At 61.1% G+C, this 8,224-nt stretch carries 6 protein-coding genes; 4 read left to right on the forward strand and 2 right to left on the reverse strand.

Annotated features, from left to right (window positions below):
• Nucleotides 1-1,458 (reverse strand): DHA2 family efflux MFS transporter permease subunit (locus ACLP2E_RS15525; protein WP_442466455.1); only part of this gene is annotated, 1,458 nt, incomplete at its 3' end.
• 377 nt (nucleotides 1,459-1,835) lie between these two features.
• Complete coding sequence (locus ACLP2E_RS15530; protein WP_442466456.1) at nucleotides 1,836-2,762, reverse strand: YihY/virulence factor BrkB family protein; 927 nt, start codon at nucleotides 2,760-2,762, stop codon at nucleotides 1,836-1,838.
• 313 nt (nucleotides 2,763-3,075) lie between these two features.
• Here ACLP2E_RS15530 and ACLP2E_RS15535 point away from each other — a divergent pair, with 313 nt between their 5' ends.
• The 4 genes from ACLP2E_RS15535 to ACLP2E_RS15550 all read left to right on the forward strand — a co-directional run.
• Nucleotides 3,076-3,789 (forward strand): PRC-barrel domain-containing protein, encoded by a 714-nt coding sequence (locus tag ACLP2E_RS15535; protein ID WP_442466457.1) that lies wholly within the window; start codon nucleotides 3,076-3,078, stop codon nucleotides 3,787-3,789.
• A gap of 59 nt (nucleotides 3,790-3,848) precedes the next feature.
• Nucleotides 3,849-5,078: a flavin monoamine oxidase family protein gene (locus tag ACLP2E_RS15540; protein ID WP_442466458.1), complete on the forward strand. Its 1,230-nt coding sequence runs from the start codon at nucleotides 3,849-3,851 to the stop codon at nucleotides 5,076-5,078.
• Nucleotides 5,075-5,452 carry a hypothetical protein gene (locus ACLP2E_RS15545; protein WP_442466459.1) on the forward strand — a complete coding sequence of 126 codons (378 nt, stop codon included), beginning with the start codon at nucleotides 5,075-5,077 and terminating at the stop codon, nucleotides 5,450-5,452. Before ACLP2E_RS15540 ends, ACLP2E_RS15545 begins: the two co-directional genes overlap by 4 nt.
• 740 nt (nucleotides 5,453-6,192) lie before the next feature.
• A partial coding sequence (locus tag ACLP2E_RS15550) for an FdhF/YdeP family oxidoreductase (RefSeq protein WP_442466460.1) occupies nucleotides 6,193-8,224 on the forward strand: 2,032 nt, incomplete at its 3' end.

Consider the following 8,224-nt stretch of genomic DNA (forward strand, 5'->3'; position numbering starts at 1 on the left):
AACCTGCCGCCCGATCCACGCGGTGGCGCTGCGCGCGGCGCCGGCGAATGGCTGGGCCTGGAAATAGTTCTGGACCTGCTTCAACGTCTGGTTATAGGCGAGGCTCCAGCTTCCGACATGTTCGACCAGCCGTTCCTGGTGAAACTGCTCGCGCCGGGCGAGGATCGTCTGCGCCATCGACACGCCGATGGATCCGCCGAGATTGCGGGCGACATTGATCAGCGAGGAAGCCTGGTCGGTTTGACCCGGCTTGAGGCCGGTATAGGAGGCGGTGGTGACGAAATTGAACACCAGCGGCAGACCTATGCCGAGATAGACGCGCGACCATGCGAAAAAGCCGAAGTTCAGGTCGCCATAAAGCCGCGTCAGGTCGTACATCGCCGATGCGACGATGCAGCCGCCGATGGCAATGGCGTATTTCGGCTCGACGAAACCGAATCCGCCGATCAGCGCGAAAACACACATCGTCACGATGCCGCCGGGCGATAGCGCAAGACCGGCCACGGTCGCCTTATAGCCAAAATCCTCCTGCAACAGTTGCGGCAGAAACTGGGTCGTCGCAATGAGTACGGCGCCCATGCATAGCATGATCAGGAAACAGGTTCCAAACTGCCGGCTGAACAGCAGGCGCAAGTCGATGAGCGGATCCTTGCGCGTCATCTCCCAAGGCACGAAAAACGCCAGTCCCAAACCCGACACCCACGCCGAAACCACAATGAAGGTCGAACCGAACCAGTCGTATTCCTGGCCCCGGTCCAGGACCAGTTCGAGGCCGCCCAGGAACAACGCGACGAGGATGAAACCGACAAGATCGAACCTGATCCGGCTAGATTTCCACATCTCCTGACGCTGCTTCCTTCTCTCGGGCGATGACGGCAGAAACGCCGCGACCGCTGCGAACGAACCGAGCCCGACGGGCACATTGATCAAAAAACACCAGCGCCAGGACCAATTGTCGCTGAGCCAGCCGCCAAGCGTCGGGCCGATCGCCGGCGCCAGCACGACGGCGACGCCATAAATCGCGAAACCGCGCGACCGTTGATCCGGCGGAAACGCCGCCGCGAGAATGGATTGCGCCACCGGCGTCATGCCCCCGCCGGCAACCCCCTGGAACAGACGAAAGATCAGCAGCGCCTGAAGACTCCAGGCAAAGCCGCAGCAAGCGGAACTGACAGTGAAAAGGGCCGTGCAGGCCATGAAGAAATTCTTCCGTCCGAAAATTTCGACCAGCCAGCTTGACGCGCACAAGACGATGGCGTTGGCGACGAGATAGGTCGTGACCACCCACGCGGCCTCGTCCGGGCCAACCGCGAGGCCCCCGGAAATATAGCGCAGGGCGACATTGGCGATCGTCGTGTCGAGCACCTCCATGAACGTCGCCACCGAGACGAGGACCGCGATCAGGTAGGGGTTGCTCCCGCTATACTCGGAACCCCCGCTCTCGCCTTTGCCAGCCATGCTCAACGCACCTTGACGCTGGGCACGACCGACATGCCCGGACCGATCTGCACGTCGGGCGATTGGTCCAAGGCGCCGCGCCAGCAGGCGCGCTCATGATGTCACGACCTGGAGGGGCGGATTTGCGGCGCTGCGTCCTTCGTGTTTTCGCGTTTCGGCAAAAACCCTTCCGTCGCCGACGGGTTCCAACTGGACCACGCGATCGGGCCCTTATTCACCGATGCTCAGTAACCGCCTGCGCAAAGCAATATCGCCGCGGCGGCAAGAGCTATGCCGGATTGATTCCGCCTTCGCTTGGGCGCACGAGCTCCGGCCTTTCGGGCCACGCCGTGTCGACCGGGACGGCAAGCGCCGCGAGGACCAGGGCAAGGCGAAATTCATGATGGTCCATCACTGTTCTTCCGCCGCGGCGAACCGGTCCGCGCGTTATTGTCCCGAGCGGAATGGGCGCGCTCCAATTCCGCGTCGAGCTCCGCGCCGAGCAGCACCACCATGGCCGAAATCCACATCCAGGTCATGAAACCGATGACGGCGCCCAGCGAGCCGTAGGTAGCGTTGTAGCTGCCGAAATTCGCCACATACCAGGAGAACAGCCCCGACACCGCGAGCCATAGCAAGGCGGCGACAGCGCTGCCCCAGGTCACCCAGCGCCATTCCGGTTTTTCGCGGCTTGGCCCAAAACGATAGAGCGCCGCAAGGCTGACCATCACGATCAGCAGCAGAGCCGGCCAGCGCAAAAGAGCAATATACCAGGCCTTCTCATCGAGACCGAGGAACTGGAGTAAGATCGGCATGACGACAATGCCGGTCAGCGCCAGCGCCATGAACAGCAGCGCGCCCAAAGTGAAGCCAAGCGATTGCAGATTGAGTTGAAAAAAACTTCGCTTCTCGTCCGCTTCATAGGCGATGTTGAGCGCATCGAACACGGCCTTGACGCCGCTGTTGGCGCTCCACAGCGACAGCAACAAACTGATCGCGGCGGTGAAGCCCAGGGCGCCGCCGCCATTTTGCGCGAGCCGCTTGACCTGCCCGCCGATGATCTCGAGCGCCCCGTCGGGAAGCACGCCATGAAGATCATTGACGTGCTGGTCGATGACGCCTGGGTTCGCGGCCAGGCTGTAAATCGCGACCAGCGCCGCAATGGCCGGAAAGATCGCCAGGATGCCATAAAAGGCCACGCCAGCCGAAACCGCCTGGATACGGTCCTTGTTGAATCTGCCGTAGACGCGACCTGCGAAATACGACCAGCCTCTGGGGACGATGTGCGAATTTGCTCTGGCGGTATCGAAACGATCGGAGACCATGCGCCCACTCCCTGACTCGCGCGACGGCGGAACTCTTTGCGGCTGCGTCGCCCGATGCGGTCGCGCCCCCGATCCGGCAGCGCCATGACGCTCAGCAAGGACGGCCTGCGCCTTTGGCGTTGAGCGGGATGGAAATTTCATGTCTGGACGAACCGAGGGATGAAGCCACAGCCGCCACAACAGACGCGCGCGCGCTTCGTTCCGCCGGTTGGATGATTTCAGCGCGTCTTTCCGGAACTTCGCTCCTGCCATCCGGTTTTTGTAGTCTCGCCAAACGGTCCTGCGAACAGGATCGAAAAAAGGAGACCTGTCGATGAGAAAAATCATCTTTGGAAGCCTCGCCGCGACAGCGCTTTTTGCAGTCGCGCCGGCGCTCGCTCAAAACGCCCATGAGCAGCAGAACAAATCGCCGCAAGCTGACGTCATGACCACAAACGCCAATACCAATGCCGAGAACGCCAATGCCGCGAAAACCAACGTCGGCGACAAGGGCGACGCTAAAACCAACGCCAGCGTTCGCGCGCGTATCGCCGACGATCTCAAAAAGGCAGGCTTCACCGACGTGAAAGTCACGCCGGATTCTTTCATCGTGCGCGCCAAGGATAAAACAGGCAATCCTGTCGTCATGATGATCGATCCAGATTCGCTCACTGAAATCTCCGAGGTCGGCGCCAATACCGGCAATCCGTCAGCGGGGGAACAGCAGGCCAATTCCGGCACTGGAAAATTCACCAATGTTCCGTCGCAGGATGAATTGGGTTCGAAAGCCATCGGTCTCGACGTCTATAATTCCTCCAACCAGGATATCGGCACGATCAAGGACGTCGCCATCGAGAACAACAACGTCAAGGCTTATATCCTCGGTGTCGGCGGCTTCCTGGGCGTCGGCGAGCGTTATGTCGCGGTGAACCCCTCTGCGATCAACCTCAGCTACAACGCCAACGACAAAAAGTGGCGCGCCGAAATGAACGTCACCAAGGACGAACTGAAGTCCGCGCCGAAATATGATTATCCGTCGACCATGTGACGTCGTTGGCTTGATGTGAGCCAACCCCTCTCGACCGAAGACTTGGAATGGCGGCTTGCATGGACGTCGTGGTCGTCGGAGCCGGCGCCGCAGGAATCGCCGCGGCGCGACGTTTGGCGCGAACCCGACTGTCCGTCCAACTGATCGAGGCGGCGACGCGGATCGGCGGCAGGGCCTGGACCTGCAACATCGCCGGCCTGCCTCTTGATCTTGGTTGCGAATGGCTGCATTCGGCCGACAGGAACCCATGGACGCGCCTCGCGAAAGCGGCCGGATTCGCCATTGATCGGCGCGATCCGGCTTGGGGCTCGCAATACCGCGACCTCGGATTCACGCAAGCCGAGCAGGCCGCGGCCCACCAGGCTTTTGCCGACTGGACCGAACATCTGCAGTCGTCGCCCCCGCGCAGCGACTGCGCCGCCGACGCCATGGAGCCCGGCGGCGCATGGAACGCTTTCATCGCAGCGATGTGCGGCTTCATCAGCGGCGCCGCGCCTGACCGCTTCTCCGCCAAAGACTTTGCCGCCTATGACAAGGCTTCCACGGACAACAACTGGCGCGCGCCATCTGGATATGGCGCGCTGATCGCAGCAAGCCTCCCTCGCCCCATCGACCTGCGCCTTTCGACTCCGATCACGTCCATCGAACTCGATCGCGCCGGCCTGGTTATGGCGACGCCCTACGGTTCGATTCGCGCGCGGACCGCAATCCTCACCCTCTCGACCGCGGCGCTATCGGCGGACGCCATCAAGCTTCCGCCAGGTCTCGATGCGTGGCGGCGCGCGGCCGCTTCACTGCCGCTCGGCCGCAACGAGAAAGTCTTTCTGGAAATCCTCGGCGACAGCCCGTTTGAGTCCGAAACGCATGCGCTTGGCGATCCCCGCGATCCACACACCGGCTCCTATTACATCCGCCCGCTCGGCAGGCCGGTGATCGAATGTTTTTTTGGCGGCGAGGGCAGCAAGATTTTGGAGGCGGGCCCGGCCGCCGGATTTGAACATGCGGCCGATCAACTCGCCGCTCTGTTTGGATCGGGCATCCGGCGCTTCCTGCGTCCGCTGGTTGCGACCTGCTGGAGCCGGACCACCCATATCGGCGGCGCTTACAGCTATGCGCTTCCCGGACATGCGGCGGCGCGGGCCGATCTGGCTCGCCCTTTCGAACAGCGTCTGTTCTTTGCCGGCGAAGCGACCCGCACGATCGATTTCTCGACCGCCCACGGGGCCTATGCCAGTGGCGTTCGCGCCGCCGAGGAAGCGATAGCCGCCCTGGCGAAGGGACGAACTTGATCGTCGATCGTGGCTTTGATCCGAGTGGAACTGCCGATGACGCGCTGCGTTTTTTCAAAAATGCAAAACAGCAGGAAAAAGAAATGGACGACAAGCCGGATCTGGATCGGATCAAAGACAGGGCGCAGGATGTTCGCGAGGACGTCAACGCCCTTGCGGCCGAAGCGATAGATGCGATGCGCAAGTCCGTAGACGAACTGAAAGCGATAGTCGCCGCGAACGCGTCCAACTCACGCGACCTCGGTTACGCCAAACTGCAGGATCTCAAAGTCGCCATTCGTCGAGATCCTCTGTCCGCTCTGCTTCTCAGCTTCGGGTTCGGACTGATCCTGGGTCTGTGGCGGCAAAGGGATGTGCGGCAAGGACCGGCGTGAATATTCTGCATTCGCATTCGATCCGGACGCGCTTAAGTCCCGGCGAGAGACTAAATCCTTGCCACGACATTAATGGCAGATGATCACGTCACAATGATAAGTTGTAGCTTGCCATCTGCATGATCTTCGCTTGAGTAAGTTCGCAGCTTTACATTTATTTGATTTATTTTGGTTATTAAATTTCGATAATATCGGAACCGACAAGAGCGTTTCGAGGTTATCGCGCTTTCCGCAATCCTCGCCAGCTACACGGGCGATGCAGAGGCGCCGTTCGTCGGCAAATAATCACGGCAATCCGCGTCTCGGCTGAGCCGATGGCGTTCGGCCCTTGGCCGAAACCGCTCGATCGGCGCGGCTGGACTTTTGAAAGCAATAGGAAGAACCAATCATGACCTTCAATTTCAAACGCACTGCTATCGTGGCCGCCCTGTTCACAGCGGGCGCGATCCAGGCGCTGGCCGCCGGTGGCGGCGGCGGCGCGGGAGGAGCTGGAGGAGCAGGAGGCGGCGCGGCGGGTTCTGCAGCCGGAAGCGGAACCGCCGGAGCAGGAGCCGGAACGACTGGCGGCATGTCAGGGGCGACCGGCGGGGCCGCTGGAAATTATGGTGGGGCCAATACGAACGGCGTCAACGGCAACTCATCGCCATCGAATAATTCCGTCCCTACGGAAAAATAAAACGACGGCTTGTCGCCGTCTCGAAGCGACATGCTACTGCGACAACGGACAAGGGGATCACGCGATGGCCAGGAGTTCCAGCGAGCGAAACGTCACGGGGACTGAGCCGCCGGAGCCCCGGTCCTATGACGGAGTCGCCGGGGGCTGGGGTTCGCTCAAAGGCATCAGCGAAGTGTTCGCGCGCGAAATGTCGAGCCCCGCCGTGCTCGAAACACTGGCGCGGCAAAACAAGGCGGGCGGCCACATGTGCACATCCTGCGCCTGGGGCAAGCCTGCTCATCCCCATGTCTTTGAATTCTGCGAGAACGGCGCCAAGGCCACGCTGTGGGAACTCACGCGCGACCGTTGCACTCCGGACTTCTTCGCGGATCACACCGTTTCCGAGCTGATGCAATGGAGCGACTTCGATCTGGAAATGCAGGGTCGGCTGACCCACCCGATGGTCTATAATCCCGACGCCGACAAATATGTCGAATGCGCGTGGGACGAAGCGTTCGAAAAAATAGGCGAACGCCTGAAGACGCTCGACCCGAAGTCCTCGGTCTTTTACGCATCGGGCAAGGCAAGCCTGGAGACCTCCTATCTCTATGCTCTGTTCGCGCGGTTCTACGGACACAACAACCTGCCCGACAGTTCGAACATGTGCCACGAGACCACGTCGGTCGCCCTCAAGCAAGCCATCGGGACGCCGGTCGGCTCCTGCGTGATGGAGGATTTCGACCATTGCGACGCCATCTTCTATTTCGGCCAGAATCCCGGCACAAACAGCCCCCGGTTCCTGCATAATCTCCAGGACGCGGCGAGGCGCGGCTGCAAGATCGTAGTCTTCAATCCGGTGCGTGAAATCGGGCTGATCCGTTTCATCAATCCGCAGAACCCGGTTGAAATGCTGACCGGCCAGGCCACCCAACTTTCACACATGTATCTGCAGGTGCGCCCGGGCGGCGACATCGCCGCGCTCATGGGCCTTTGCAAAAGGGTTTTCCAAGTCGACGAAGAAAGACGATCGCATGGCCAATCCGGCGTGCTCGACCAGGGCTTCATCGCGCACCACACGCAGGGTTTTGATGAATTCAGGCAGAAGGCGATGGACACCGACTGGGCGGAGATCGAACGCTGTTCCGGCCTGAGCCGCGGCGATCTGGAAGCCGCCGGCGACGTCTATATTTCGGCGGAGCGCGTCATAGGCGTCTATGGCATGGGCCTGACGCAACATGTCCACGGAAGCCAGAACATTGGCATGCTGGTCAATCTCCTGCTACTGCGCGGCAATATCGGCCGCCAGGGGGCCGGCGTGTCGCCCGTGCGCGGACATTCCAACGTGCAAGGACAGCGCACCGTCGGCATCACGGAAAAGCCGGAACTCGCTCCGCTCGACAAACTCAGCGAGATGTTTTCGTTCGAGCCGCCGCGCGAAAAAGGCCGTTCAATCGTGGAGGTGTGTGAAGGCGTGCTGGACGGGTCAGTGCGCGCGATCGTCAGCCTCGGCGGCAACCTTCTCCGCGCCGTGCCCGAACGCGAGGCGATCGAAAGCGCATGGCGCGATCTCGATCTCACGGTCATGATCTCGACCAAGCTCAATCGCAGTCATCTCGTGCACGGCCGCGCGGCCTATATTCTCCCCTGTCTGGCGCGCTCGGAAAGCGATGAACAGGCGAGCGGACCGCAATCGGTGTCGATCGAGGACAGTTTCTCCCATATTCACGGATCGATCGGCCGCCGCGCGCCGGCGAGCGAGCATCTTCGCTCGGAACTGGCGATCGTCGCGGGCATGGCGAAAGCGACCCTGCCCGAGCGACCCTCCTGGCGATGGGATGAATGGACGGGCGATTATGCTTTGGTGCGCGAACTCATTGCGCAAACTTATCCGGACAAGTTCCATGATTTTTCCCAGCGCATGTTCCAGCCCGGCGGTTTCTACCGCGGCAATCCGGCGCATGAGCGCGAATGGAAGACGCAGAGCGGCAAGGCTGAATTCACCACGCCCACGGTGATGATGGCGAGCGACATCGAGGATGCGCCCGGTCGTTTCAATCTGATCACCATGCGATCCAACGACCAGTTCAACACCACGATCTATGGCTTCAGCGACCGTT

The organism is Rhodoblastus sp. (assembly GCF_052145335.1).
In the GTDB taxonomy this organism is placed as follows: Bacteria; Pseudomonadota; Alphaproteobacteria; order Rhizobiales; family Beijerinckiaceae; genus Rhodoblastus.